Source organism: Caulobacter sp. GSs2 (genome assembly GCF_058680895.1).
On record NZ_CM178725.1, the window covers coordinates 1,623,193 to 1,649,575 of the forward strand.

A 26,383-nucleotide genomic window follows, 5' to 3' on the forward strand; every position below is an offset into this window, starting at 1 on the left:
TCCCTGTCCGGAACAGGGCTCGGCCGACGTCTTCACCACCGAAGCCGGCGAACGCGCCGCGCGAATTCGGGGATGACGCGATGACCTCCAAAACCTTTGCCTGGCTTGGCGCGACGTCCGCCGTCGCCCTGCTGGCGGCCTCTCCTGCCCTGTCGGCGCCCGCGCCCAAGCCCGTCCTGGCCATCCCGGCCGGCGATCTGGCCTCCGCCCTGCCGGCCTTCTCCCGCGCCACCGGCCTACAGGTGCTAGCCGATCCGGCTCTGCTGGCGGGCAAGCGCACCGGCGGCGTCAGCGGCGAGCTGAACGTCGAGAGCGGCCTGGCTCAGCTGCTGCGCGGCACGGGCCTGACCTATGTCCGCAACGGCGGCGCGGCGATTCTGCGCCCGGCCGTCCAGAAGATCTCGACCGCCCCGGCGTCCCGCGCCGAGGCCGCCGCGCCGGTCGCCGAGGCGCCCCAGGAGGCGCCCAGCACTGTCGAGGAGATCGTCGTGACCGGCGGCTTCGCCAACTCGCTGGCCAAGGCGCTGTCGGAAAAGCGCAAGGCGGTCAACGTGGTCGATGGCATCTCGGCCGAGGATATCGGCAAGTTCCCGTCCAACAACATCGCCGAGGCCCTGCAGCGGGTGCCGGGCGTGGCCATCACCCGCGACCGGGGCGAGGGGCTGTTCGTGCGCGTTCGGGGCCTGGGCCCCAACTTCCAGATCGTCACCCTGAACGGCCGCAGCGCCGCCGTGAACGAGAACATGCGCGACAGCGGCCAGAGCGGCCGTCAATTCCGCTTTGACACCCTGCCGTCAGAGCTGGTCGCCGGCGTCGAGGTCGGCAAGACGCCCCTGGCCTCCCTGGACGAAGGCGCGATCGGCGGTGTGGTCGACATCAAGACCTTCCGTCCGCTGGACCTGGGCCGCAGCACCGTGGCCCTGTCGGCCACGGCCAGTCGGCCAGAACTGGCCGGCAAGACGGATCCGCGCGTCTCGGGCCTGATCAGCTGGACCAATGACGCCCAGACTTTCGGCGTGCTCGCGGCGGCTGTGTTCGATCAGCGCACCTTGCGCCAGGACCGCATCACGGGCGTGGGCTGGAGCTACTCGGACCCGTCCACGACCCTGGGCAAGACCATGATCGCCCAGGGGATCAACCTCTATCCGACCGCCATCCGCCCGACCCTCGAGCGCGAGGATCGCGAGCGCAAGGGCGTGGTGTTGTCGGCCCAGTATCGGCCGAGCGAAGAAACCGAAGTGACCTTCGACGCCAGCTACACCAAGCTGGACGATCACTATGACGAGCTGACCTATTCGGTCGACCAGGGCGTCGCCACTTTGGTTCCCGGCTCGGCGGTGATCAAGGACAATGTCCTGGTCGGCGGCACGGTCACCTCGACCACCCAGATCGGCCGCGAGGTCAGCGACCTGGCCCACGACAACCTGATGGTCGCCGGCAAGATCCGCCAGAAGCTCGACGACTGGACCCTGACGGCCGATGTGGCCTACGCGCGCGCCTATTCCGAAACCTCCAAGCCGATCACCCGCACCCGTCTGCTGGGCGCGATCGGCCAGACGACCTTCGCCATGACCAGGGCCGACGACGACGCCGTGCCCAGCGTCAAGCTGCTCACCGCCAATCTGAGCAACCCTTCGCTGCTGCCGTTCCGCCGCATCGAGTGGCGGATCAACAACTCCACCGACGACGAGAGCGCCATCCAGTTCGACGCCGAGCGGCCGGTGTCCTGGGGGCCGCTGACCCGCGTGCTGTTCGGCGTGAAGTACCGCCAGCGCTCGCGCGACTATAACCGCGCCGACATCAACTTCACGACCAACCTGGCCGGTAAGTTCTTCGGCGCCGACTATTTCGATGCGTTCCCGGTCAGCGACTTCCTGGGCGACGTCGACGGGACCTTGCCCAACACCTGGGCCATGCCCGATCCGGCCGCGTTCTGGGCCGTGGCCGACAAGACCCAGAAGGGCACGGCCCGCGCCGACCGTCGCAATTCGTACCATGTGTCGGAAGATATCGGCGCCGCCTACGCGCTGACCGACATCGACTCCAAGCTGTTGGGCGCCGGGCTGCGGGGTCAGGTCGGCGTGCGGCTGGCCCAGACCAAGCAGGTCTCGGCGGGCTATGCCGACAACGGCACGGCGGCGATCCCTGTGCGCTACGAGAAGACCTATAGCGACGCCCTGCCGACCGCCAACTTCGTGCTGGAGCTGTCAGAGACCCTGCAGGCCCACGTCGCGGCGGCCAAGGTCATCACGCGTCCGTCCCTGGCCGACCTGGCGCCCCGCCTCACCCTGAACTCGTCGGGCACCGTGCTGACCGCCGTCGGGGGCAATCCCGAGCTTCGTCCCTTCGAGGCCTGGCAGTACGACGCGACGCTGGAATGGTATTTTGCCCCCGGCAGCGCCCTGATCGCCGGCGCCTTCTACAAGGACATCACCACCTTCGTTTACAGCCAGAAGACCAACCTCGTGGTCGACGGCCAGACCTATCTGCTGACCTCGCCGACCAATGGCGGCAAGGCGACGATCAAGGGCGTGGAGCTGGCCTATCAGCACCTGTTCAAGAGCCTGCCCGCGCCGTTCGACGGCCTGGGCTTCCTAGCCAACTATACCTACACCGACACCGAAGCGACCTATTCGCCGACCCTCAAGGACGAGATGGTCAACGTCGCCAAGAACAGCTTCAACGTCACCGGCTTCTACGAGAAGGACCGCTTCGCGGCCCGCGCCAGCTACAGCTGGGTCGACGATGTGCTTCAGGACGTCGGCGGGGTTGGCCTGTCGGCGCTGAACGACAGCGCCTTCGGCTCGCTGGACGCCAGCGTCAGCTACAAGATCACGCCTCAGATCACGGCGGCGGTCGAGGCTCAGAACCTGGCCGATGCGGCCCAGTGGCAGTTCGTCAAGGGCGGCTGGTTCGGCGGTTACACCAAATATGGCCGCACGGTGAGCCTTGGCCTGCGGGCCAAGTTCTAGGACGTCCCTTTCGACACCGTCTTCCCCTCAACTGGTCCGCTCGGTTCGCTGAGCGGACCATTTTTTTGAGGGCGTCATGCTCTGGTCAAGGACGCGCAAACAGCCCGTCGATCTCGCGTTGAAGCACGTCCGGGCCATTGAGCGCTGGACCATGGATGGTCTGCTCACGGTAAAGTCGCTCGGAGGCCGTCTCCGCCTCCTCTGCATCAACGACGCCGGCGCACCCTGCGTCGCGAGGCTGATGCGTCCTTCAAGGCCCTGAAAGCGGCTTGATCGCGCCCGGGTTTCTCAGCCTTTCACGCCGCGCCCGATAGCGGGCGAGGCGCCGGCGGTCGAGGTCATCACGGCTCCCGGATGGCCCGAGAGAGGGCCAGGGCCGCGCCCGCCGCGCCGCCGGCGTCGTAGGCCTCTGGCGACACCATGCGTGTCGCGCGGCGCACGGTCTTGAGCTTGAGATCGAGCTTGTCGAGTTCGGCGTCGACGACCGACGCCTTGAGGACGACAAGATCACGCCCGGCGCCGTGGTTGGCCTGGTCGCGCCGCGCCTTCATCGCCGTCAATTTGGCAGCGATGGACGCGACCATGCCCAGGGTGAAGGACGCATTGGCCATGTGTCGCTCCTGGTGCCGGAACCGCTGATAGTCGGCACTGGTCTTGTAGCGGCCGAGTTCGGAGCGAACGGCGAGATCGATCAGTTCGGTCAGGCAGTGCGCGGCTTCAACATCGGATCGGAGCCCAAAAAAGACGTATCGCGCCTCGCCCGCCGGGTTTTTCTCGCGCCAGACCCGGCAATCGCAGAAGTCCGCGATCGCGCCAACACAATCGTCCAGCGGTATGCGCTTGTTGCGATGGGTCTCGTAGTCGCGCCGCTCGCACGGCGCATCCCGGATTTCGACATCGGTCAGCGACAGGTCGTAGCGATCCAGCAACTCGGCGACCTTGGCGGCGGCTGACAGAGCCTCGCCTTCGGTGCAGCCGTTGTCGGTGGTCTTGGCGCGCAGCCCCTGGATGCGGGCCTTGAGCTTATCGAGGGCGGCGAGATCGGGATTGTCGTTCACGGATGAATCCCGAAAAGGTCGACTTCGCGCACCATCGGCGCCGGCCCATCAGGTTTGGCTGAGCGCCCGTACGGTCCAGCGTAGCGGGCGAACAAGGCCCGACAAACCCGTGTGTTGTGGAAATCCGTCCTGGTGGTTGGAGGCGGGATCGAACCGCCGACCTGTGGGTTATGAATCCACCGCTCTAACCATCTGAGCTACCCAACCGTTCCAGAACGGAGCGGCGTCATACGCTCTCGCGGCCTAGGCATCAAGCCTGCAAGCGCGATCCGCCGAAGTGGCCGCCGGTTCGGCGCCAGATCGCGCTTCTACTTAGAAAAGAGCCTTCCCGGGACGGGAAGCCCAGTCCCGGGAAGGCTCGAGCATGCGATCCAGGACCGCTTCAAGACGCCGCGCCAGGCGGGCCGAGCCATAGTCGCGCAACACGGTCTCGCGGGCGCGCTGGCCCATGGCGCGGGCGAGGTCGGGCGCAGCGATCAGGTCGGCCAGGGCGTCGGCCAAGGCCATGGGATCATCGGGCGGCACGAGGCGGCCGGTTTCGCCATCGGCGACCATCTCGACCGGGCCATCAATGGCCGACGACACCACCGGCAGCGCCACGGCCATGGCCTCCAGCAGGGCCAGGGGGAAACCCTCCTGGTGCGACGGGAAGGCGAAGAGGTCGCCCATGGCCAGGAAGCCCGAGACGTCGGCCGTCCAGCCGATCAGGCTGACGGCGGCGCCCAGGTCCAGCTCGGCGATCAGGCGCTCCAGATGCGCGCGCTCCTCGCCCTCGCCGGCGATGTCGCACACGACGTCCAAGCCGCGGGCGCGCAGCAGACCGATGGCGCGGATCAGGATGTCGAAGCCCTTCTTGGGATGCAGCCGGCCGGCGGCCACCACCCGGATCGCCGTGCCCGGGGCGGCGAAGGGATCGGCCTGGGCGGTGGGTTCGGCCACGGCGTTGGGCACGAAGTGGGCCCGCGCCGAGGGCACGCCGCGCGCCACGGCCAGCTCGGCCAGATGACGTCCGACGCAGATATAGTGGGCGCCCTCGATCACATCGAAGACCGGCTTGTGCACGCAGACCGCCTGCACCACGCCCACCGGCGCCAGACGGCCAAACAGCCGCGCCGGGCGCTGGCCGTGGCTGAGGATCAGGCCCGGGTGAACCGTCTCGACCAGTCGCCGGGCGGCGCCCACGGTCCAGGGGTCCCAGTCGGTAAAGGCGGGCATCACCTCCAGCGGCGGCGAGCGCATGGCCTCGGCCCCGCTGACCGCCCCGCCCCGGCGCACCACGCCCGTGCAGGTTCCGCCGTGCTTGGCGGCATAGGCCTCGAGGATCGGCTGGTAGTCGAGGAACACGCGCTCCAGACCGCCCAGCCCCTTGCCCAGCATGGCGTGCAGGATGTTGGTCAAGGCGGGTCTCCGATACGGCGAGGCGCGCGGACCATCTGCGGGTGGGTCGGGCGTGTCAATCTAGAGCCTGCGGCGGCCGGCGCCGCCTGGCCGGCCTAGTCCAGCAGCCGCGCCGCGACCTCTTCGCCGATGGCCAGAGAGCTGGTCAGGCCGGGGCTCTCGATGCCAAACAGCGCCATGAGGCCTGCAAGGCCGTGGTCGTCCTGGCCGCGCAGCTGGAAGTCCGGCTGCGGCTCGCCCGCGCCATGCAGCTTGGGCCGCACGCCGGCATAGTCGGGGGTCAGGGCGCCGTCGGGCAGGCCTGGCCAGAACTTGCGGATATAGGCGGCGAAAACCTCGGCCCGGGCCGGGTCGACGGAATAGTCCGGCTCCGGCACAAATTCCAGATCGGGGCCGAACACCGCCTGGCCACCCAGGTCGTTGCGATAGTGGGTGCCCAGGGCGCCAGGGATCGGCGGCGGATAGATCAGCCGCTGGAACGGCGCCTTGCCGGTCAGGCGGAAATAGACGCCCTTGCCGAAGTGGCCCTTGGGAATGCCATCTTCCGGATAGCCTTCGATCCGGCCCGCCACGGCCTGGGCCGACAGCCCCGGCGCGGTAACCAGCAGCCGGCAGGTCAGGGTGGTGGGCTCGGCCCCGCCGGCCCGCACCGAGAAGCCGCCCTCGGCCAGGGCTTCCGCGCCCTCGAACGGCGTGGCGATCACCACCGCCCCGCCGGCCGCCTCGATCTCGCCCTGCAGGGCCAGCATGTAGCCGTGGCTGTCGAACACGCCGCTTTCCGGCGACAGCAGGGCGGCGTGGGCGTTGAGGCCGGGCTCCATGGCCCTGGCCTGTTCGCCGGTCAGGCGCTCCATGCCCTCGACATCATTGGCCAGAGCCTGGGCCCAGATGCCGTCGAGGCGCGCGACCTCCTCGTCGCTGGTGGCCACCACCAGCTTGCCGCACTTCTTGTAGGAGACGTTGTGCCGGTCGAGGAACGTGTAGAGCAGGCGTCGCCCCTGCACGCACAGCCGCGCCTTCAGCGAACCGGTGGCATAGTAGAGCCCGCCGTGAACCACCTCGGAATTGCGCGACGACACGCCCTGACCGATATGGCCCTGCTCTTCCAGCACCGCCACGACCAGGCCACGCTTGGCCAGCGCATAGCCGCAGGCCAGGCCCACGGCGCCGGCGCCGACGACGACAGCGTCGAAATCAAAGGTCTCGCTCACTCGTCGGCGGCCTTGGCCTGCGCCTTCAGGTTGGTCAGCATCTGCGTCAGCGAGATATTGCCGGCGACCGGCTCTTCGGGATCGACCAGGTCGAAATCCAACTCGTCCAGCAGCGCTTCGAGCTGCTCGGAGCCTCCGACGATCTCGGCGGCGCGGCGATAGTTGAGCTCGGCCAGTTCGGCGGCGACGCCTTCGTCCAGCGACGCGAACTCGCCCCGCTCCACCCGGGCCTGCAGATCGGCGGCGTCCTCGGCGGAAAGCTGCACCGTGACGTGAGGGGGATCGAGCGGTCTGGTCATGGCGCAGAGCCTAACACGAACGCCCCGCCGTGCGACACCTCGGCGGCGCGGGCGGTTGACAAGCCGGGCCACGGCGGCAAGGTCCGACCAATGACAGCGCTAGTCAGGCCAATGGCGGCGCACTGTCCAAGGGGGGAATTTCGACCATGGACCGCGACGCGCCGACCGTCTCCATGCGCAACGACCTGATCGACACGCTGCGCGCCTTCGCCCTGATCGGCGTGTTCATGGTCCACATGTTCGAGCAGTTCGAGATCTACTGGGCTTCCCCCCAGCAGACCCTGACCCACACCCTGATCACCACCCTGATGATGGGCAAGGCCTTCGCCCTGCTGGCCCTGTGCTTTGGGCTGAGCTTCTTCCTGCTGATGGACCGCTCGGCCCGACGGGGCGAGGACTTCTCCGCGCGGTTCGTCTGGCGGATGGCGCTGCTGGCCCTGATCGGCATGGTCCACGGCCTGATCTATCGCGGCGACATCCTGGTGGTGCTGGCCCTGCTGGGCATCCCGCTGATCCCGTTCTATCGCGCCTCGACCAAGGCGCTGGCCGGCGCGGCGGCGCTGTTCCTGCTGCAGCCGTGGATGTGGATGCAGATCGCGATCGCCGCCTCGGGCGCGCCCTGGGCCAATACGCCGCCCCACCACTGGACCGACCCGGCCCTGGCGCTCTACCAGAGCGCCGACCTGATGGCGGTGCTGAAGACCAACCTGTTCGAAGGCCAGCTGACCAAGTGGTGGTTCTTCATCGAGACCGGCCGGCTGGGCCTGGTGCTGGGCCTGTTCCTGATCGGGCTGATGCTGGGCCGCAGCGGCTTTCTCGACGCGCCGCAGCGCTTCATCGTCCAGCGCCGCGTCGCCCTGGCCGTGCTGGCGACCACCGCCCTGGCGCTGTACCTGGCCAAGCCGCACCTGACCGCCCTGCTGCCCGAGACGCCCAAGCCCGGCATGGCCCGGGTGATGGCTGGCAATCTGCTAGGCGGCTGGTTCGACATGGCCCTGATGGGGACCTATGTGCTGCTGATCGTCGAGGCCTATCAGGGCTTGGCGGGCAGGGTCCTGCGCCTGCTGGCCCCGATGGGCCGCATGACCCTGACCTTCTATGTCGTCCAGTCGCTGATCTGGGTTCCGGTGTTCTACGGCTTTGGTCTGGCGGCGTGGAAGACCCTGCCGCAAGGGGCCGCCCTGGGGCTGGGCGTCGGTTATCTGGTGATCCAGGCCGTCACCGCCCAGCTGTGGTTCAGGCGCTTCGCCTATGGCCCGCTGGAGTGGCTGTGGCGGGCGGCGACGTACCGGACGTGGAAGGTGCCGTTCGTCAGGCGGGCGGCGTAGGCCTCAAGCCCTATTCCTTGTCATCCCGGTCGTAGCGAAGCGAAGAGCCGGGACCCAGGGGCCGGCGCACTGCGGCGGCCCCTGGGTCCCGGATAGCCTCTGCGAGGCTTCCGGGATGACAAGATTTAGTTCGCTTTCCACTGCTCCCACAGCTTGGCCTCAGCAGCCTTGGCCGTGACCACCGACGCCTCCTTGACGTGGCCGTAGCCGCGGATGGCCTGCGGGATCTCGGCGATCTTCAGGGCCAGCGGCAGGCTCTCAGGCCGCAGACCGGCTGACAGCCGATCCAGCGTGACCGCGTAGTCCGCCATCAGGCCGCGCTCCATCCGGCGCTCCTCGGTGGCGCCAAAGATGTCAAACGGACCGCCGCGCAGGCCCTTCATCTTCGCCATCAGCGGGAAGGCGTAGTCGAGCATCCAGCCGCCGAAGGCGATCTTCTTGGGGCGGCCGTCGGGACCCTTGCGGGCGATCAGCGGCGGAGCCAGCCAGACCTTGGCCTTGCCGCCCTTGAACGTCCCGGCGAGTTCCGCCGCGAAGCGACCGTCCGTGTACAGACGGGCAACCTCGTACTCGTCCTTGTAGGCCATCAGCTTGTAAAGATTGACCGCCGCCGCGCGGGTCAGCGGCAGGGCGCTTTCGGCGCCGCTGATCGCGACCTCGGCCGCGCGCACCTTGGCCACCTTGGCGGCGTAGCGGTCCGCATAGACGGCGTTCTGATAGGCCGTCAGCTCGGCCGTGCGCTTGGCGATCAGGTCGTCCAGCGGCATCGTATCGGGCGTGGCCACGGCGTCGACCTTGGGGCCGGCGGCCGTGGGATCGTGGGCGATGCGGCGGCCCAGCTCGAAGGCCTGCAGATTGGCGTCGGCCTCGACCCCGTTCAGCTTGATGGCCCGGTAGAGGGCGCGGCTGGACAGCGGGATCACGCCGCGCTGCCAGGCGAAACCGACCATGATCATGTTGGCGAAGATCGCGTCGCCGAACTGGCTTTCGGCCAGATGCTGGGCCGGGCAGGCGTCGAAGCTCTTCGACGCCGCCTTGACCCGGCGGGCCATGGCGCCGCTGTCGAACTTGACGTCGCGGCTGGTGACGAAATCGGCGGTGGGGGCGAAATCGCTGTTGCCGAAGGCCCGCGTGCGGTCCTTGGCGTACAGCGACAGGCCCTCGGGCGAGGCGGCCACCAGCAGGTCGCAGGCGATCAGCACGTCAGTGCTGGCAGCCGGGACGCGACCGCCGACCACGGTCTCTTCGGTCTCGCCGATCTTGACGTGGCTGAACACCGAGCCGCCCTTCTGGGCCAGGCCGGTCATGTCGACCACACTGCCCGAGCGCCCGTCGATATGGGCGGCCATGGCCAGGATCGAGGCCACGGTGGTCACGCCCGTGCCGCCGACGCCGGTGAACAGGATCTTGCGCACGCCGGTCAGCGGCTCGAATTCGGGCAGAGGCGTCGAGTCCGCCGTCAGGGCGGCGGGAGCCTTTTTCGACTGCGCGCCCTCGGCCCCTTCCAGGGTGATGAACGACGGGCAGAAGCCTTCGACGCAGGAATAGTCCTGATTACAGCTGGACTGGTTGATCTTGCGCTTGCGGCCAAACTCAGTGTCCAGCGGCTCGACCGAGACGCAGTTGGACTTCACCGAACAGTCGCCGCAGCCTTCGCAGACCAGCGGGTTGATGAAGACGCGCTGGGTCGCCTTGGCCATGGTCCCGCGCTTGCGACGGCGGCGCTTTTCGGTGGCGCAGGTCTGGTCATAGAGCAGCACCGTGGTCCCAACCGTGTCGCGCAGCATCTTCTGCACGGTCATCAGCTCGGATCGTGGGAAGACCTCGACGCCGGGGGCCAGATCCCTGACCTCGGCATAGCGTTCCAGCTCGTCGACGACGATGACCGTCTTGGTCACGCCCTCGGACGCCAGCTGGCGGGTGATCTGGGCCGGGGTGAAGCCGCTCTCGGCCTTCTGGCCGCCGGTCATGGCGACGGCGTCGTTGAACAGCAGCTTATAGGTGATGTTGGCCTTGGCCGCGATCGCCGCCCGGATCGCCAGCGAGCCGGAGTGGTTGTAGGTGCCGTCGCCCAGGTTCTGGAAGACGTGCTTCTCGGTGGTGAACGGCGCCGCGCCCACCCAGGTCAGGCCCTCACCGCCCATGTGGGTGTTGAGGTCGGTCGCGGGATCGTTGAAGCCGGCCATGTAGTGACAGCCGATGCCCGCAAGGGCCCGCGAACCTTCCGGCAGCTTGGTCGAGGTGTTGTGCGGACAGCCCGAGCAGAAGAACGGCTTGCGGGCCTGGTCGGCGGCCAGGCTGACGGCGGCGACGCCGGCGGCCGAGACGCGGTCCAGATAGGCCCGGGCCCGTTCCATGTGCGGCCCGTCGGGCAGGCGGTCATAGATGGCCAGGGCGATTTCGGCGACCGACAGCGAGCCCAGCTCCGACAGCAGCGGGTGATGGTGCTCGTCGGTCTTGCCGATGATGCGCGGGCGGGCCTGCGCCGGCAGGTCATAGAGCGCGGCGCGCGCCTGGGGCTCGATCAGGCCACGCTTGTGCTCGATCACCATCAGGGTCTCGAGACCGGCGGCAAAGGCGCGGATGCCCAGCGGCTCCAGCGGCCACGGCATGCCGACCTTGTAGATCGACACGCCCAGGTCGGCGGCTTCCTGCAGGGTCATGCCCATGGCCGTGAAGGCCTCCAGCACATCCTTGTAGGCCTGGCCCTGACAGACGATGCCCAGGCGCGCCTTGCCGACCCGCACATGCGAGGCGCCCAGCACCACGCGGTCGATATGGTTGGCGCGGGCGAAGGCCAGGGCGGCGGGAATCTTGTGGAGGCGGAGGCGGCGCTCCTTCTCCATCGGCTGGTCCTTCAGCCGGATGCCGAGTCCCCCTGGAGGCATAGCGAAGTCGGGGATGATGATCTTGTGGCGGTCCAGCGAGACGTCGATGGTCACGCCGCTATCCATGGTGTCAGCCAGGGCGATCATGCCGGTCCACAGGCCGGTGAACCGCGACATCGCGATCCCCATCAGGCCGTAGTCGAGCACTTCCTGCACGTCGGCCGGCGACAGCACCGGCATTTCGAAGTCCTGGAAGGCAAACTCCGACTGCGACGGCAGGGTCGAGGACTTGCAGGCGTGGTCGTCGCCGGCCACGGCCAGCACGCCGCCAGTCGGGAAGCTGCCGGCGAAATTGGCGTGCTTGAAGACGTCGCCGGTGCGGTCGACGCCGGGCGCCTTGCCGTACCACATGCCAAACACGCCATCATGGGTCGCGCCGGGGAACAGATTGGCCTGCTGACTGCCCCACACGGCGGTGGCGGCCAGATCTTCGTTGAGGCCTTCCTTGAAGACCACATCATGGGCGGTGAGCAGCTTGTTCAGGCGCGCCGCCTGCTGGTCCAGACCACCCAGCGGCGAGCCGCGGTAGCCGGAGAGAAAGCCCGCCGTATTCAACCCCGCCTTGCGGTCCAGGCGCTTGCGATCGAGCAAAACCCGGATCAGCGCCTGCACGCCGGTGATGAAGGCGCGACCATCTTCGAGAAGATATTTGTCGTCTAGAGTGACTTCCGAGTGCCTCATGGCAAAAAAATTCCTCCCGGGTCTTCTCGCCCGCGTAGCAATATCTTATAGAAACAGGGAAATTGTTTGCCCAAGGCGTGCCCTACCCATGGCCGCTTTCGGCATGATCACCGCGCCAAACGACCTCTGGGGGAGGAAATCTTGTCCGAACAACTCGACGCCGTGGATGCCAAGATCCTCGATCTCATCCAACACGACGCCGGACTGTCTGTCGCGGAGATCGCGGAACGAGTCGGATTGTCGTCCAGCCCGTGCTGGCGGCGGATCAAAAGGCTGGAAGACGCCGGCGTCATCCAGCGCCGCGTCACCATCCTGGACCGCGAAAAGCTCGGCCTGGGCTTCGAGGTCTACTGCACCGTCAAGCTGTCGCTGCCGACCAAGGAAAACCTCGACACGTTCGAGCAGGCCGTCAGCAAGTGGGCCGAGGTGGTGCAGTGCGCGACCGTCACGGGCTCGGCTGACTACGAGATGCGCATCGTCACCCGCGACATGCGCGCCTTCGATGAGTTCCTCCGCGACAAGCTTCTGTCGCTGGGCCTGGTGAGCAACATCGAGAGCCGCATCGTCATCCGGGGGGTCAAGAACTCCACCGCCGTGCCGCTGGGTCTCGTCAGCCCCTATGTCAGCCCGCTGGGCTAAGGCGCTCGCGAGCGCCGCCGTCGGCGCGCTCGCCTTTTGCCTGACCACGCCGTCCCTGGCCGAGGGGCGGCTGGACGCCTTCCGCCGCCTGCGCGCCGAGGGCCTGGCCGCCGCCAAGGCCGGCGACATGGCAGCCGCTCAAGCCCGACTCAGCGAGGCGGTGACGACGATGCCGTCACACCCCGGCGCCATCCTGCTGCTGGCCCGTCTGAAGGCTGCCGATGACCCCGCCGGCGCGGTCGCCCTGCTGGCCCGCCACGCGGCCATGGGCCTGACCCACAACGCCTCCGCCGATCCGGTCCTCAAGGCTCTGGCCGAGCGCCCCGACTATGCCCCGGTCGCCGCACGGGTCGCCGTCAACCGCCAGCCGGTCGGCGCGCTGAAGCCGGTCAAGGACTTCGCCGGCCCCGTCCTGACCGAGAGCGTCGCCTATGACAGCAAGACCGGTCGCCTGCTGGTCAGCCAGATCCACACCCGACGGATCGTCGCCATCGGCGAGGACGGCGCGGTCTCAGAGTTTACGGCGCCCTCCGACGACAACTGGGGCGTGTTCGGTATCGCCATCGATGCGCCGCGGCGGATTCTATGGGCCCTGACCGCCGCCACGCCCCAGGCCAAGGGCGTCGCCGCAACCGATCTAGGCGCCACGGCCCTGCTGCGCATCGATCTGGACACCGGCAAGATCCTGGCCCGCCACGCACCGCCCGCTGACGGGGCCAAGCGCCAGCTGGGCGACCTGACCGTGGGCCCCGCCGGCGCGGTCTACGCCTCCAATTCCCTGGGCGGCGAGATCTGGCGGCTGGAGCCCGGAGCCAAGGCGCTGGACCGGCTGGTCTCCTCGCCCGAGTTGGGTTCGCCCCAGGGCCTGGCCCTGACCGCCGACGGCAAGCATCTGCTGGTCGCCGACTATTCCAGCGGCCTGCACGTCATCGATCTGGCCAGCGGCGCGGTCTTGCCGGTCGCGATCCCGCCGGACGTCACCCTGCTGGGCGTCGATGGCTTGGCCCGCGCCGGCCAGACTCTGATCGCTGTCCAGAACGGCGTCTCGCCCCAGCGGCTGCTGCGCCTGTGGCCGACGCCGGACGGAAAGCGCCTGACCCGAGTCGAGACCCTGGCCGCCAACCTGCCCGAGCTGGACGAGCCGACCAGCGGCGCGATGCGCGGTGACGACTTTGTCTTCGTGGCCCGCAGCCAGTGGACCGACTTCGGCGACGACGGGCTGAAGACGGCGGAGCCCAGAGCCGCGCGCGTCATGGGCATCGCTGTTTCGCGCTAGCGCGAGGCGCATTTCGACAAGACGCCCACAGCAACCTGTGAGAATCTCCGGCCATCCCCGCGCCGGAGCCCTCCATGATCGACCTTGTTATCGAAGCCCGCCGTCACGACATCGGCAATTTCGAGGTCGGGCGCGCGTTGCCGTTCCACGCCAAGCGGATGGTCGGCCCCTTCACCTTCCTCGACCACATGGGTCCCGCCGAGTTCGCGCCGGGCTTTCCCAAGAGCGCCGATGTGCGCCCTCACCCCCATATCGGCCTGTCGACCCTGACCTATCTGTTCCAGGGCGAGATCACCCATCGCGACAGCGTCGGCTCGCTGGCGGTGATCAAGCCCGGCGAGGTCAACTGGATGACCGCCGGGTCGGGCATCACCCATTCCGAGCGCTTCGAGACCCTGCGCCGCCAGGGCGGCCGGATGGACGGCATGCAGGCGTGGATCGCCCTGCCCCAGGAGTTCGAGGAGGTGGCTCCCAGCTTCAGCCATCACGAGGGCGACGCCGCCCTGCCCGCCTATGAGAGCGGCGGGCTCAAGGCGCGGCTGATCGCCGGCGAGGCCTTCGGGGCCAAGACCAATGTGCCGGTCTATTCGCCGCTCTTCTATGTGCACTGGGAAATGGCGGCCGGAACCACCGCCGCCCTGCCCGCCGAATATTCCGAGCGCGCGGCCTATGTCGCCAGCGGCCGGGTCGAGGTGGACGGCCGCGAACTGACCGCCCTGCAGATGGCCGTGTTCGCGCCCGGCGACACCATCGTCTTCAAGGCCCTGGAGCCCTCGACCGTGATGCTGCTGGGCGGAGAGCCCGTGGGCCCGCGCTTCATGGAATGGAACTTCGTCTCGTCGTCAAAGGACCGGCTGGAGCAGGCCAAGGCCGACTGGAAGGCCGGCCGCATGAAGCTGCCCGACCTGGACCACGACGAGTTCATCCCCCTGCCCGAGGCCAAGCCCGCAACGCCGCAACCGATGTAGCACCTCGCCACCTTGACGGGCGCTAGCGAAACTTGCTCCCTTTAGCGTGTCTGGCGGAGGATCGATTTTGCGTCTGATTTCGGCTTTCGCCCTTGGCTTGGCGCTGTGCCTGCCCGCCTCGGCCTGGGCGGGCTTTCCCGTGCAGGTGAAGGAAAAGTGCGCCGTCGGCGGCCAAAGGTTCACCTATGTGACAACGGGATCCTACTCGATCTACGGCCACCGACCGGACGGACGCCCCTACGGCAGCTGGACCTTCCCCCTGAACCTGCCGACCTGCCCCAAGAACGGCCTGGTGATGTACAGGGATTTCTCCCCGGAAGAGCTGGCGCGCCTGCCTGCCCTGCTCGCCTCGCCGGACTACCTGGCCTTGCGGAAGGACGAAACACAGTACTACCGCGCCGCCTGGCTGGAGCGTGCGCTCGGCGGCAGTGAGGCCACCGCCGCATGGCTGCTCCTCAACGCCACGTGGGAAACCGACGGGGACGCCGCGCGTCACAACCGCTATCGCAGCGAGTTCGTCACAGCGGCGGGTCAAATCTCCTCGCAGCCCGAAACCCTCGATGGGTTGGCGCTGCGCATCCGCGCGATCAACGCCCTGCGCGAACTGGGACGGTTTGACGAGGCGGCGGCGACCTTGCGAGACCTGCCACGCCAGGCTCTGGAGCCCCGCCCCTCGCCACCGCCATCCGACCCTGAGTCCAAGCCGGTCGACGACAACGAAAGCCGGGCGTTCTGGCGCGACTTCATCACCAAGCTGGACGTCGTCATCGCGCGCCACGACGCCGGCAAGGAGCCGCTCGATCTCTTGCCGATAGATCTTGCCGCCCAGCTCTGTATCGGCGCCGGCATCGACGGCGAGGCTCCGCCCCGAACAGACGCGCTGTGTGGACAGTCGCCGATCGCCGAAGCCGTCGCCAGGTTGAAGGCCGAGATCGCCGCCAACAACTAGAACAGCGCCCCGACCCAGCTTCACCACGTCCGCCGGCCTGAAGATCGCTTTCACGGTCTGGGCCGATGACGGGACCCGGCCTTCGCCGCAGCGCTGGCGGCGTTCCTGACCGAGGCGTAAGCGGCCGCTACTTGTAGCGACGGTTCTCGCGGATGCCGAAGCGCAGATAGTGCTTTTTGGCGTCGACGCCGGCCGCCGCCACATCGGGATTGAGCGCCAGATAGCGTTTCGCATCGAAGTCCGGCGGCGTCTTGCCGCGAACCGGCGCGGGCTGCCCTGCGCCGACCGGCGAGGCCCGACGCGGGACCTGCTCGACCGGGCGATCGATATAGATGTTGGGCGCGGTCTGGCCGGTGGTGATGTCGACGATCTGGCGCAGGTCCAGATTGCCCATCAGCGGGTCCGAGAAGGCCGGCGTGTAATAGGCGCAGTCGTCGAAATAGTAGTGCGTCACCTGCGACCAGCGCGTCCGCGTCGGATCGTTCTGGCGGCTGCCGCCGTGCAGCAGGTTGGCGGCCCAAATCAGCGCCTGGCCCTTTTTGGGCTGGAACAGTTCCGGCTTGGCGCCGGAGGCTTCGACCATGGCGTCCCAGACGTCTTCATAAGGCTTCTGGGCCATGAAGTCGGCCCCGGTCCCGATCACCTTGCCGATCATGTCGTTGTAGACGATCGGCCACTTGTGAGAGCCCGGATAGTAGACCAGCGGGCCGGCGTCGGGATGGATGTCCTCCATCGCCAGCCATACGCCGCACATGAAGCGCTCGGGAATGCTGGAGAAGTGGATCGAGTCCGAATGGATGTGCTGCTGGGTCCCGACGGGGAAGTTCAGCGTCTGGAACGGGAAGGCGCGGCGGCCATACAGCTTGCTCAGCAGGTCGGTCACCACCGTGTTGGCGGCGATGGCGCGGACGTCCTCGTTGGTGCGCCAGGCGTCCTGCACGCGCTGATCCTTCCGGGCCCAGCCGTTGGCGCGGTAGTGCTCCAGATCATATTCCGGCGTCAGAGCCGCGATGATGCGCTCGATCCGCTGGTCGATCTCCTCATCGGGGAAGTCAAAGACCGCGAAGCCCTTCTCGTTCAGCTGGACGGCGATGTCGCGCTCGCTGTTGGACAGGCCCATGTCGTCCAGCGAGGCCGCGAACAGCATCGACTCGATGACCGGCACGCCCGGCAGAAGCTTCTGGGAAACAGTCATGGGCCCTTCGCGGCGACAACCTTGAGTACGGAACCGACTTAACCGATATCGAAGCGTGATTGCCAGTCCCGGCGCGAAGCGCCGAGGCCTTAAGGGGTTTATCGGGAATGTCCGGATTTATCGGGTCGATGTCCGGTTTACGGCTGTCGGGTTTATCGGGTCGCATTTGCAGGCCGCGCGCCGCAATGACGGTTGATCGCGCCCCGCTGGTGCGATCATAAACCTGCATGACCGACACTGATTTCACCACCTTCGTTCGCGGCCTGCCCAAGGCCGAGCTGCACATGCACATCGAGGGCAGCCTCGAGCCCGAGCTGATGTTCGAACTGGCCGAGCGCAATGGCATCGCCCTGCCCTTCAAGTCGGTCGAAGAGATCCGCGCGGCCTACGCCTTCTCCAACCTGCAGGACTTCCTGGACATCTATTACCAGGGCGCCGGGGTGCTGATCACGGAGGCGGACTTCAAGGACCTGGCCCTGGCCTATTTCCGCCGCCTGGCGGCAGATGGCGGCACCCACGCCGAGATCTTCTTCGACCCCCAGACCCACACCGATCGGGGCATCGCCTTCGACGTGGTCATGAAGGGTCTGCTGGCCGGCATGGACGAGGCTGAAAAGACGCTGGGCGTCACTTCCAAGCTGATCCTCTGCTTCCTGCGCCATCTGGACGAAGACGCCGCCTTCGCCACCCTGGAACAGGCCAAGCCCTGGCTTTCAAAGATCGCCGGCGTCGGTCTGGACAGCTCGGAGGTCGGCCACCCGCCGGCCAAGTTCGCCCGGGTGTTCCAGGCGGCCCGCGACCTCGGGCTCAAGATCGTCGCCCATGCCGGCGAGGAAGGCCCTCCGGCCTATGTCTGGGAAGCCATAGACTTGGTGAAGGTCGACCGCATCGACCACGGCAACCGCGCGCTGGAAGACGAGGCCCTGACCGCGCGGCTGGTGCGCGATGGCGTGACCCTGACGGTCTGCCCGCTGTCGAACCTGAAGCTGTGCGGCGTCAAGACGCTGGAGGAGCACCCCCTCAAGCGCATGCTGGACCTGGGCCTGAAGGCCACGGTCAATTCCGACGACCCGGCCTATTTCGGCGGCTATCTGCTGGAGAACTACATGGCCACGGCGACGGCGGTGGGCCTGAGCCGCGACGAGCTGGTGACCCTGGCCCGCAACAGCTTCGCCGGGTCCTTCCTCAGCGAGGCGGAAAAGGCCGAGCGGATCGCAGGCGTTGAGGCCTACGCGGCGGCGAACTAGCCCGCCCAATAAATCCGCTCTCCCCGGCGAAAGCCGGGGCCCAGATTCAGCCTGAGCGTTTGGGGATGACGCGCCCATCCACGGCGCAAGGCCGTCAGGCACTCGTGGGTTCGATCTGGGTCCCGGCTTTCGCCGGGAAGATCGGAGATAGGTTGGCGAACTAACCCGCCACGGCCGTCCGCAGCACCGCTGCGATATCGTCCAGGGCCTCAAGACCCAGGTCCGGATCGATACGGATCACCACCACCGAACCCGCCAGGCGGTCGGCGACCGGGGTCTCGTCGGCGTCCATGTCACGGGTGCGGAACGAGGCGCCGACCGCTTCGACGCCGGCCTCGCCGAGCTTTGTCAGCACGCCGGCGGCGGTGTCGTCGGGCAGGCTGAAGGCGCAGGTCTCGGACACCCAGCTCATGCCCCAGCCGGGCTGGAAACCGATGGGGGCATCCAGCAGCAGCACGCGCAGGCGCTGAGCGGCGGTGGCCAGGCGCGGACGCCTTTGCGGCCACAGGTCCAGGCCCGCCTCGCCTTCGAACAGCGGCGCGTCCATGGCGTTGATCGGGGTGGCGTCCTCGCAGGCGACAAACACGCCCTGGCCGCTGGGCAGGCCGACAATGACCGGCACCGGCGCGCTCTGAATGACGTCAAAGGCCTCGACGGCCTCGACCAGGATTGGCAGGCCGGTCTCGTCGCGAAAGGCGGCCCAGGCGCGCAGATCGGGCGCGCGGCCATGGGCGCCGGCCGGCAGGATGGCTTCCAGCGGACCGGGGGCCTCGGGCAGGCGCTCGCGAAGGTGCGAGGGGTCGAACATCCAGCTGAATGGATCGACATCGACCAGCCAGGGCTTGAGGCCCGCCGCGTCAATGCCGGCCAGGGTCTGCGCGCAGGCCAGGGCCGACACCACGCAATAGCCGCCGGGACGGACGCCCAGGGCGGTCAGGGCGACGGAAACGGCCTGCGCATGATCGGACAGCACCCGCACGGCCACGGGGCGGCAGAAGCGCGACATCAGGCCCGCTTCCTCGCCCGGACCATGACCGGCCGCGCGCAGGGCCTCGGTCACGGCGTCGAAGTCGACCGGCAGGGAGAGCGCGCGTTTCTTGGCTGTGGTCGGCTGCGGAACGGGGGCGGCGGCGGGCGAAGGACGCATGGGGCAGGCGCTTCCACGAGAGACCGGTTCCGCCCTATGGCGTCACCTTATGGTTAAGCAACCGTAACAACCGATTCCGTTCGCCCCACTGCGGCGCGCCGTCGCGGGGAAAAGCTCAGGCTTTCGATGAAGCCTGCCATGAGTCGCGCAGTTCGCGCTTGAGAACCTTGCCGATGTGGCTGCGCGGCAAAGCATCGACCAGGTGCAGTTCCGCCACGCGCTGGGTCTTGCCCACCCGACTGTTGACGAAGGTCTTGATCTCGTCGGCGTCGGCGATCGCGCCGGCCTTCAAGGCCACGAAGGCGACCGGCGTCTCGCCCCAGGCGTCGGACGGAACGCCGACTACGGCGGCCTCGGCGACGGCCTCGTGCTTGACGATCTCGGCCTCCAGATCGCTGGGATAGATGTTGAAGCCGCCGCTGATGATCATGTCCTTCTTGCGGTCCATCAGCGTCAGGAAGCCCTCCTCGTCGAACCGGCCCACATCGCCGGTGCGGATGAAGCGCAGCCCTTCGGGTGAGACCCAGGTCGCCTCGGCGGTCTTGCCCGGCTGGCCGTGATAGCCGTTCATCATGCCGGCCGAGCGCCCGACGATCTCGCCGACCACGCCGGGCCCGACCTGCACGCCGTCCTCGTCGATCAGCCGGATGTCATGGCCCGGCGCCGGCTGGCCCACCGTGTGGAGCTTGTCGGGGTGCTCATGGCACATCAGGATGCAGGTGCCGCCGCCTTCGGTCATGCCGAAATACTCGACCAGCCCGCCGGGCCAGCGCTTGAGCACATCGGCCTTGAGGTTCGCCGCGAACGGCGCGCTGGTGCAGAACTTCAGGTGGGTGGTCGACAGGTCGTAGCTGTCGAAGTCCGGCCGCTCCATCAGGCGGCGGTACTGCACGGGCACCAGCATGGTGTGGCTCATGCGGTGCATCTGGGCCAGCTCCAGATACCGGCCGGCGTCGAACTTCTTCATCAGCACCACCGTGCCGCCGCCCGCCAGGGTGGGGAAGAAGCAGACCAGGGTGGTGTTGGAATAGAGCGGGGTCGACAGCAGGGTCACGGCCGTGGGGCCATAGCCGACGGCGTCGCCCCGGAAGACGTGCTTCCAGCGCATGGCGTGCGACTGGACGATGCCCTTGGGCGTGCCGGTGGTGCCGCTGGAATAGATGATGTTGAACGGCGCTTCGGGCGCGATCTCGATGGGCGACGGCTTTGCGCCTTCAGGAGCCAGCCAGGCATCGAAGGCCTCACCAGCGCTTGAGCCGTCCAGCGCGATCAGGCGCACCGGAACCGGCGCGGGCTTCTGGGCCTCGGCCACGCCGGCGTCGAGGAAGAACAGCCTGGCCCCGCAGTCGGCGACCATGCCGGCTATGGCCTCGGGCGTCGAGGACGGCGCGATCGGCGCCACGGCCACCCCGGCCCGCAGTCCGCCCAGGAACACCGCCGTGTAAGGGATGGATGAGAGGGCGCAGACCGCGACCGCCTCGCCCGGCGCGATCCCGTCGCGTTGCAGGGCCGCCGCCACGCGATCGACCAGGGCGTCGAACTGGCCGTAGGTCACCGCCTCGCCAGTTTCCATGACGATGGCCGGATGGTCGGGGTTTTGCGCCGTCCGCAGCCGCAGAATGTCGCCCATCACGCCGTAGTCGGCGGACATCATGGCGGCGATGGTGGTCATGGGCTTCTTCCTAGAACTCAAAACTCTTGTCATCCCGGCCGCAGCGAAGCGGAGAGCCGGGACCCAGGGGCAACCGCACTGCACTGGCCCCTGGGTCCCGGGTCGGCTTCGCCGCCCGGGATGACAAGCTTTTTTGGATGGCGCCGAACGCTAGGCGTCCTTGAAGCCCTTGCCCTCGGCCACCAGCCGCTCCAGCAGGGCCGACGGCTTGAAGTCCTCGCCCAGCGTGGCGTGGAATTCCTTCATCTTGGCCAGCACCTTGTCGAGGCCGATCAGTTCGCCCCAGAACATCGGGCCGCCGGTATAGACCGGCCAGCCATAGCCGTTGAGCCACACCGTATCGATGTCGGACGCCCGGATGGCCTTGCCCTCTTCGAGGATCTTCGCGCCCTCGTTGACCATGGGGTAGAGGCACCGCTCCAGGATCTCCTGATCGGTGATGTCGCGGCGCTGGATCTGGCGCTTTTCGGCGAAGTCGCGGATCACTTCCTCGACGATGGCCGAGGGCTTGGCGACGCGGTTTTCGTCATAGTCGTAGAAGCCCTTGCCGTTCTTCTGGCCGCGACGGTCCATCTCGCACAGCACTTCGCGCACGGTCGAAGACGAGGTCTTGGCCGCGTCCCAGCCGATATCGAGGCCGGCCAGATCGCTCATGGCAAACGGGCCCATGGGCAGGCCGAAGTCGTAGAGCACCCGGTCGACATCCCAGGGCATGGCGCCTTCCAGGATCAGCTTCTGGGCCTCGCGCTGGCGCTGGGCCAGCATGCGGTTGCCGACGAAGCCGTGGCAGTTGCCCACCAGCACGGCGACCTTGCCGATCTTCTTGCCGATCTGCATCGAGGTGGCGATCACCGACTTGTCGGTCTTCTCGCCACGGACAATCTCCAGCAGGCGCATGACATTGGCCGGCGAGAAGAAGTGCAGGCCGATCACGCTTTCCGGCCGCGAGGTCGAGGCCGCGATCACGTCGATGTCGAGATACGAGGTGTTCGAGGCCAGGATCGCGCCGGGCTTGGCGATCTTGTCCAGCTTGCCGAACACTTCCTTCTTGATCTCCATCAGCTCGAACACGGCTTCGATGATCAGGTCGCAGTCGGCCAGATCGTCCAGCGACATCGAGGGCGTCAGCAGCGCCATGCGCTTTTCGACGTCGTCCTGGGTGATGCGGCCCTTCTTGGCGGTGTTCTCGTAGTTCTTGCGGATCACCGCGACGCCGCGATCCAGGTTTTCCTGCTTCATCTCGATGATCGTCACCGGGATGCCGGCGTTGAGGAAGTTCATCGAGATGCCGCCGCCCATGGTGCCGGCGCCGATGACGCCGACCTTCTTGAGGGGGATGATGGCGGTGTCGTCCGGCACGTCGGGGATCTTGGCGGCCTGGCGTTCGGCGAAGAACACGTGGCGCTGGGCGGCCGACTGGTTGCCGGTCATCAGCTCCATGAACAGCCTGCGCTCGGCCTTCAGGCCTTCGTCGAAGGGCAGGTTCACCGCCGCCTCGATGCACTTGATGTTGTTTTCCGGGGCCATGAAGCCACGGAACTTCTTGGCGTTGGCGGCGCGGAAGGCGGCGAAGATCTCGGGCTTGCCGCGGGCGGCTTCGACCTTGGCGTTCAGCTCGCGAACCTTGGCCAGCGGGCGCTTCTCGGCCAGCACCTTGTGGGCGTAGGCAATGGCGCCGGCGCGGAGGTTACCCTCCTCGACCAGCTCGTCGAACAGACCCATGGCAAGCGCGGCCTTGGCCGGAACGTGCTGGCCGCTGGTGACCATCTCCAGCGCCTTCTCGACGCCGACGATGCGCGGCAGTCGCTGGGTGCCGCCGGCCCCCGGCAGCAGGCCGATGTTGACTTCGGGCAGGCCGCCCTTGGCCGAGGGCACGGCGACGCGGTAATGCGCCACCAGCGCCACTTCCAGACCGCCGCCCAGCACCGTGCCGTGGATCGCGGCGATCACCGGCTTGGGCGAGTTCTCGATGGTGTTCTGCACGTCCTGCAGGGGCGGGCCGGTCATGGCCTTGCCGAACTCGGTGATGTCGGCGCCGGCGATGAAGGTCTTGCCCTCGCAGATCAGCACGATGGCCTTGACGGCCGGATCGGCGATGGCCGCGTCAAAGGCGCCCGAAAGCCCCTCGCGCACGGCGGCCGACAGCGCGTTGACTGGCGGCGAGTTCAGCGTGATGACGCCGATGTCGCCTTCGACAGTTAGATCGGTGACGGCGTTGATCGCGGTCATGGCGGTTTCCACCCCTGCTCTTTTGAACGGTTGTTTGAAGACAAAACCTGCACGGCCAGACGCGGATGTCCAGCCTGACGAAGCGGCGCCCGAATTGTGGGCAGCCGGCGTTGACGACGTAGTGAACATACTACAAGTTCGAAACAGCAATTTCAGCCAAGATTGTCCGTGGGGGCGGACGACGCGTTGAACGCGGTCGGCCCTCCACTGTCATGAGAACGGTCGGGCTGGGGGAGGGCGTACGCGTGGGAGCTGGGACTTGGGACGCGACTTGCAAGCGTCCCGGAATTTCGAAGTCATGGTTTTTGCGTGGGCGCGGCGCGTTGTGGCCAATGCGTCGAACTTAGGTAAAGCGCACTTCGGCGCGGGAGCCTGGCTCCCGCGCCGCTTTTCTTTCGCGCCTGCCGCTAAGCCGCTGACTCCGTAAACGCCGAATAGACCAGCGTCCGCAGTTCGCGCCGGATCGGGTAGGCGGTCGACGGCATCAACTGGGTCATGAACACCACCGCCAGGTCTTCGACCGGATCGATCCAGAAGGCGGTCGAGGCCATGCCGCCCCAGAAATATTCGCCGTGCGAGCCGATGTTCTTGGTCCGCGCCTGGTCGACCGTCATCGCAAAGCCCAGGCCAAAGCCCAGGCCCTCGAACACCGCCTCGCTGAACAGCGACTTGGACAGCTCGGTCAGCTCCTTGCCGCCCGGCAGGTGGTTGATGGTCATCAGCCTGATGGTCTTGGGGCTGAGCAGCCGCGCGCCGTCCAGCTCGCCGCCGTTCAGCAGCATGCGGCAGAAGCGCATATAGTCGTCAGCCGTCGAGACCAGGCCGCCGCCACCCGACTTGACCGAGGGATCGGTCAGATAGCGGCTCTTTTCCGGATCGTCCTGCAGGACGATCTTACCCGACGGGGTCAGGGCGTAGCAGGCGGTGAAGCGGGCGCGCTGGCTCTCCGGCACGAAGAAGCTGGTGTCGACCATCTTCAGCGGATCGAAGATGCGGCTCTTGAGGAAGGCGTCGAAGGGCTGGCCGGAGATCTTCTCGACCAGATAGCCCAGCACGTCGGTGGCCACCGAATAGTTCCAGGCCTCGCCGGGGCTGAACTCCAGCGGCACGGTTCCCAGCCTGTCGACAAACTCCTGCAGGCCGCCGTCGCTGTCGATGCCGTCCAGCTTCAGCTTGCGATAGGCCGCGTCGACATTGGTGCGCTGCTGGAAGCCATAGGTCAGGCCGGCCGTGTGGCGCAGCAGGTCCAGCATCCGCATCGGTTCGGCCGACCGCTTGGTCTGGAATGCGCCCTGCACGCCCGCCTGGAAGACCCCCAGGTCGCGCCAAGCTGGAATGAAGCGATGGACCGGATCATCGAGCGAGACCTTGCCCTCCTCGACCAGCATCATGAAGGCGACGCTGGTGACGGGCTTGGTCATCGAATAGATGCGAAACAGGCTGTCAGCCTTCAGAGGCTTGCCGCGCTCGATATCGGCCGATCCCAGCACGGACGTATAGGCCAGCTGGCCGCGTCGCCAGACCTGGGTCAGGGCGCAGGGCAGCTTGCCGCTGTCGATGTATTTTTCCTGGATGAAGGTCTCGATGCGCTTCAGGCGCTCAGACGACAGCCCCACGGCTTCAGGCGTGCTCACGATTCTACATCTCCCCTGCGACCGCCCCCGCAGGGAGGGCGTTGTTTTTGTTGGCGACAAGGCCTTGTGAAGCGATGTTCGCTCTACGCGCCTCGCGCAGGGTTATTGAAAACGAGGGAACGCCGATGGGCAAGGACCTGAGCGACAAGGCCACCCTGGAAGACGTCGAAGGCGCCCAGCCGATCGGCGTTCTGCAACAAAGCTGAAAAACGCCGGATCAGAAGGCCTGTTATTGTCGAGATAATCGGGGGCGCGGCCTTTGCGCAGCCCCTCGGCGCGCCTAAATTGCACCAAGTAGTCGAACAACCGGCGTAAACGGTGCTTCGGGGGTCCTGCGTATGGATGATGGACGGATCGCGGGCGTGGCCACGGCGCGCTATGCGCGCAAGAAGGAAGCCATCCTGGCGGCGGCCACGGCGATCCTCAACCGTCAGGGCGTGCGCGGCATGACCCTGGCCGACGTCGCCGCCCGCGTGGGCCTGATCACCACCAGCGTCACCTACTACTACCGCAAGAAGGACGATCTGGCGGCCGCCTGCTTCATGCGCGGCCTGGAGCGTTTCGACGCCATGATCGCCCAGGCGGCGGCCCAGCCCGATCCGCCCTCGCGCCTGAAGACCTTCATTGATCTGTATCTCGATCTGAACCGTCGCGTGCGGCTGGGCGAGGCCACGCCCCTGACCAGCTTCACCGAGATCAAGGCCCTCAAGGAACCGCTGCGCTCGTCGGTCTCCAACGCCTTCAACGACCTGTTCCGCCGCGTGCGGAGCTTCTTCGAGGGCGAGGGCTTCGAGCACCTGGAAAAGCGCCAGCGCAACGCCCGCACCCACCTGCTGATGGAGCAGGTGTTCTGGTCGGGCACCTGGCTGCGGCGCTACGATCTGGACGACTACGAACGCGTCCGCGACAAGATCTACGACATCCTGATCGGCGGCCTGGCCGCGCCCGGCCGCGCCTGGGCGCCCGCCGCCCTGCCCGACCCGACCCCCGTCTCGGCCGAAGGCCAGGAATGGCGCGAGACCTTCCTGGTCGCCGCCACCCGGCTGATCAATCAGCGCGGCTATCGCGGCGCCTCGGTCGAGGACATCTCGGCGGCGCTGAACGTGACCAAGGGCTCGTTCTACCACCACCACGAGGACAAGGACGCCCTGGTGGTGGAGTGCTTCCAGCGCACCTTCGCCGTGACCCGCAAGTCGCAGGTCGACGCCCGCGCCAGCAAGGGCTCGTCCTGGGACCAGGTGGCCGCCGCCACCGCGACCCTGGTGGCCTATCAGTTGTCGGACCACGGCCCCCTGCTTCGGGCCTCGTCGATGGGGGCCCTGCCCACCGATATCCGCCATGACATGGCCGAGGGCTATGGACGGGGCTCCGAACGGTTCGCGGCGATGATCTCCGACGGCATCGCCGACGGCTCGATCCGACCCGTCGATCCGATGATCGCCGCTCACATGATCAATTCGATGCTCAACGCCGCCGCCGCCCTCGGCGCCTGGGTGCCCGGGGTCGAGCGCGACGAGGCGGCTGAACTGTTCGCTCGTCCGCTGCTGATGGGCGTGTTCACGCGTTAACCAACCAGAGGTTTGATTTCGCAG

19 protein-coding genes, 1 tRNA gene and 1 pseudogene are annotated in these 26,383 nt (G+C 67.4%); 10 read left to right on the top strand and 11 right to left on the bottom strand.

Annotated features, from left to right (window positions below; genetic code table 11):
• The first annotated feature begins 80 nt into the window (after nucleotides 1-80).
• Nucleotides 81-2,972 carry a TonB-dependent receptor gene (locus ACW17Z_RS07905; protein ID WP_492058269.1) on the top strand — a complete coding sequence of 964 codons (2,892 nt, stop codon included), beginning with the start codon at nucleotides 81-83 and terminating at the stop codon, nucleotides 2,970-2,972.
• 341 nt (nucleotides 2,973-3,313) lie between these two features.
• Here ACW17Z_RS07905 and ACW17Z_RS07910 read toward each other — a convergent pair whose 3' ends face one another.
• From ACW17Z_RS07910 to ACW17Z_RS07930, 5 genes are all read right to left on the bottom strand, one after another.
• The gene (locus ACW17Z_RS07910; protein ID WP_492058270.1) at nucleotides 3,314-4,030 is read right to left on the bottom strand and encodes a DUF2786 domain-containing protein; all 717 of its coding nucleotides are present in this window, start codon (nucleotides 4,028-4,030) and stop codon (nucleotides 3,314-3,316) included.
• Nucleotides 4,031-4,160: 130 nt separating this feature from the next.
• A tRNA-Met gene (locus tag ACW17Z_RS07915) sits at nucleotides 4,161-4,237 on the bottom strand.
• Nucleotides 4,238-4,342: 105 nt separating this feature from the next.
• Entirely contained in the window at nucleotides 4,343-5,428 is a 1,086-nt protein-coding gene (locus tag ACW17Z_RS07920) for a glycosyltransferase (protein WP_492058271.1), read from the bottom strand.
• A gap of 95 nt (nucleotides 5,429-5,523) precedes the next feature.
• Nucleotides 5,524-6,639 carry an NAD(P)/FAD-dependent oxidoreductase gene (locus tag ACW17Z_RS07925; RefSeq protein WP_492058272.1) on the bottom strand — a complete coding sequence of 372 codons (1,116 nt, stop codon included), beginning with the start codon at nucleotides 6,637-6,639 and terminating at the stop codon, nucleotides 5,524-5,526.
• Nucleotides 6,636-6,938: a hypothetical protein gene (locus ACW17Z_RS07930; protein WP_419254151.1), complete on the bottom strand. Its 303-nt coding sequence runs from the start codon at nucleotides 6,936-6,938 to the stop codon at nucleotides 6,636-6,638. Before ACW17Z_RS07930 ends, ACW17Z_RS07925 begins: the two co-directional genes overlap by 4 nt.
• A 146-nt stretch (nucleotides 6,939-7,084) precedes the next feature.
• Here ACW17Z_RS07930 and ACW17Z_RS07935 point away from each other — a divergent pair, with 146 nt between their 5' ends.
• Together ACW17Z_RS07935 and ACW17Z_RS07940 are read left to right on the top strand one after the other, a co-directional pair.
• Nucleotides 7,085-8,266 (top strand): DUF418 domain-containing protein, encoded by a 1,182-nt coding sequence (locus ACW17Z_RS07935; RefSeq protein ID WP_492058273.1) that lies wholly within the window; start codon nucleotides 7,085-7,087, stop codon nucleotides 8,264-8,266.
• 12 nt (nucleotides 8,267-8,278) lie between these two features.
• Nucleotides 8,279-8,359, top strand: a pseudogene (locus ACW17Z_RS07940) (hypothetical protein); the annotation flags it as partial.
• Nucleotides 8,360-8,391: 32 nt separating this feature from the next.
• Here the strand turns inward: ACW17Z_RS07940 and ACW17Z_RS07945 are convergent.
• The gene (locus ACW17Z_RS07945) at nucleotides 8,392-11,835 is read right to left on the bottom strand and encodes an indolepyruvate ferredoxin oxidoreductase family protein (protein WP_492058274.1); all 3,444 of its coding nucleotides are present in this window, start codon (nucleotides 11,833-11,835) and stop codon (nucleotides 8,392-8,394) included.
• A 141-nt stretch (nucleotides 11,836-11,976) separates the two neighbouring features.
• Here ACW17Z_RS07945 and ACW17Z_RS07950 point away from each other — a divergent pair, with 141 nt between their 5' ends.
• The 4 genes from ACW17Z_RS07950 to ACW17Z_RS07965 all read left to right on the top strand — a co-directional run bounded on the left by ACW17Z_RS07950 (nucleotide 11,977) and on the right by ACW17Z_RS07965 (nucleotide 15,667).
• Entirely contained in the window at nucleotides 11,977-12,474 is a 498-nt protein-coding gene (locus ACW17Z_RS07950) for an Lrp/AsnC family transcriptional regulator (protein ID WP_419254149.1), read from the top strand.
• A complete protein-coding gene (locus ACW17Z_RS07955) occupies nucleotides 12,455-13,750 on the top strand; it encodes an SMP-30/gluconolactonase/LRE family protein (protein WP_492058275.1) in 1,296 nt (431 codons plus the stop codon). The genes ACW17Z_RS07950 and ACW17Z_RS07955 overlap by 20 nt, the downstream gene beginning before the upstream one ends.
• A 74-nt stretch (nucleotides 13,751-13,824) precedes the next feature.
• Nucleotides 13,825-14,718, top strand: a complete 894-nt coding sequence (locus ACW17Z_RS07960; RefSeq protein WP_492058276.1) for a pirin family protein — start codon at nucleotides 13,825-13,827, stop codon at nucleotides 14,716-14,718.
• 67 nt (nucleotides 14,719-14,785) lie between these two features.
• A complete protein-coding gene (locus ACW17Z_RS07965) occupies nucleotides 14,786-15,667 on the top strand; it encodes a hypothetical protein (protein WP_419319995.1) in 882 nt (293 codons plus the stop codon).
• 127 nt (nucleotides 15,668-15,794) lie between these two features.
• Here ACW17Z_RS07965 and ACW17Z_RS07970 read toward each other — a convergent pair whose 3' ends face one another.
• Complete coding sequence (locus ACW17Z_RS07970; RefSeq protein ID WP_492058277.1) at nucleotides 15,795-16,862, bottom strand: phytanoyl-CoA dioxygenase family protein; 1,068 nt, start codon at nucleotides 16,860-16,862, stop codon at nucleotides 15,795-15,797.
• 227 nt (nucleotides 16,863-17,089) lie between these two features.
• Between ACW17Z_RS07970 and ACW17Z_RS07975 the strand changes: the two genes are divergently transcribed.
• Entirely contained in the window at nucleotides 17,090-18,109 is a 1,020-nt protein-coding gene (locus tag ACW17Z_RS07975; protein ID WP_492058278.1) for an adenosine deaminase, read from the top strand.
• 160 nt (nucleotides 18,110-18,269) lie between these two features.
• Here ACW17Z_RS07975 and ACW17Z_RS07980 read toward each other — a convergent pair whose 3' ends face one another.
• The 4 genes from ACW17Z_RS07980 to ACW17Z_RS07995 form a co-directional block, all read right to left on the bottom strand.
• Entirely contained in the window at nucleotides 18,270-19,256 is a 987-nt protein-coding gene (locus tag ACW17Z_RS07980) for a DegT/DnrJ/EryC1/StrS family aminotransferase (protein ID WP_492058279.1), read from the bottom strand.
• Nucleotides 19,257-19,371: 115 nt separating this feature from the next.
• The gene (locus tag ACW17Z_RS07985; protein WP_492058280.1) at nucleotides 19,372-20,928 is read right to left on the bottom strand and encodes a class I adenylate-forming enzyme family protein; all 1,557 of its coding nucleotides are present in this window, start codon (nucleotides 20,926-20,928) and stop codon (nucleotides 19,372-19,374) included.
• Between the two features lie 150 nt (nucleotides 20,929-21,078).
• On the bottom strand, nucleotides 21,079-23,169 hold the full coding sequence (locus ACW17Z_RS07990) for a 3-hydroxyacyl-CoA dehydrogenase NAD-binding domain-containing protein (RefSeq protein ID WP_492058281.1): 2,091 nt from the start codon (nucleotides 23,167-23,169) through the stop codon (nucleotides 21,079-21,081).
• Nucleotides 23,170-23,564: 395 nt separating this feature from the next.
• Nucleotides 23,565-24,791 carry a serine hydrolase domain-containing protein gene (locus ACW17Z_RS07995; RefSeq protein WP_492058282.1) on the bottom strand — a complete coding sequence of 409 codons (1,227 nt, stop codon included), beginning with the start codon at nucleotides 24,789-24,791 and terminating at the stop codon, nucleotides 23,565-23,567.
• Between the two features lie 74 nt (nucleotides 24,792-24,865).
• Between ACW17Z_RS07995 and ACW17Z_RS08000 the strand changes: the two genes are divergently transcribed.
• Nucleotides 24,866-24,997: a hypothetical protein gene (locus tag ACW17Z_RS08000; protein WP_492058283.1), complete on the top strand. Its 132-nt coding sequence runs from the start codon at nucleotides 24,866-24,868 to the stop codon at nucleotides 24,995-24,997.
• Nucleotides 24,998-25,129: 132 nt separating this feature from the next.
• A complete protein-coding gene (locus ACW17Z_RS08005) occupies nucleotides 25,130-26,359 on the top strand; it encodes a TetR/AcrR family transcriptional regulator (protein WP_419319987.1) in 1,230 nt (409 codons plus the stop codon).
• Nucleotides 26,360-26,383: the final 24 nt, after the last annotated feature.

What these genes read in the sequence shown, in the direction of transcription:
- ACW17Z_RS07985 (WP_492058280.1), bottom strand. Translation starts at nt 20,928, where the DNA reads ATGACCACCATCGCCGCCATGATGTCCGCCGACTACGGCGTGATGGGC.
- ACW17Z_RS07970 (WP_492058277.1), bottom strand. Translation starts at nt 16,862, where the DNA reads ATGACTGTTTCCCAGAAGCTTCTGCCGGGCGTGCCGGTCATCGAGTCG.
- ACW17Z_RS07945 (WP_492058274.1), bottom strand. Translation starts at nt 11,835, where the DNA reads ATGAGGCACTCGGAAGTCACTCTAGACGACAAATATCTTCTCGAAGAT.
- ACW17Z_RS08005 (WP_419319987.1), top strand. Translation starts at nt 25,130, where the DNA reads ATGGATGATGGACGGATCGCGGGCGTGGCCACGGCGCGCTATGCGCGC.
- ACW17Z_RS07975 (WP_492058278.1), top strand. Translation starts at nt 17,090, where the DNA reads ATGACCGACACTGATTTCACCACCTTCGTTCGCGGCCTGCCCAAGGCC.
- ACW17Z_RS07960 (WP_492058276.1), top strand. Translation starts at nt 13,825, where the DNA reads ATGATCGACCTTGTTATCGAAGCCCGCCGTCACGACATCGGCAATTTC.
- ACW17Z_RS07905 (WP_492058269.1), top strand. Translation starts at nt 81, where the DNA reads ATGACCTCCAAAACCTTTGCCTGGCTTGGCGCGACGTCCGCCGTCGCC.
- ACW17Z_RS08000 (WP_492058283.1), top strand. Translation starts at nt 24,866, where the DNA reads ATGTTCGCTCTACGCGCCTCGCGCAGGGTTATTGAAAACGAGGGAACG.
- ACW17Z_RS07955 (WP_492058275.1), top strand. Translation starts at nt 12,455, where the DNA reads ATGTCAGCCCGCTGGGCTAAGGCGCTCGCGAGCGCCGCCGTCGGCGCG.
- ACW17Z_RS07980 (WP_492058279.1), bottom strand. Translation starts at nt 19,256, where the DNA reads ATGCGTCCTTCGCCCGCCGCCGCCCCCGTTCCGCAGCCGACCACAGCC.
- ACW17Z_RS07935 (WP_492058273.1), top strand. Translation starts at nt 7,085, where the DNA reads ATGGACCGCGACGCGCCGACCGTCTCCATGCGCAACGACCTGATCGAC.
- ACW17Z_RS07930 (WP_419254151.1), bottom strand. Translation starts at nt 6,938, where the DNA reads ATGACCAGACCGCTCGATCCCCCTCACGTCACGGTGCAGCTTTCCGCC.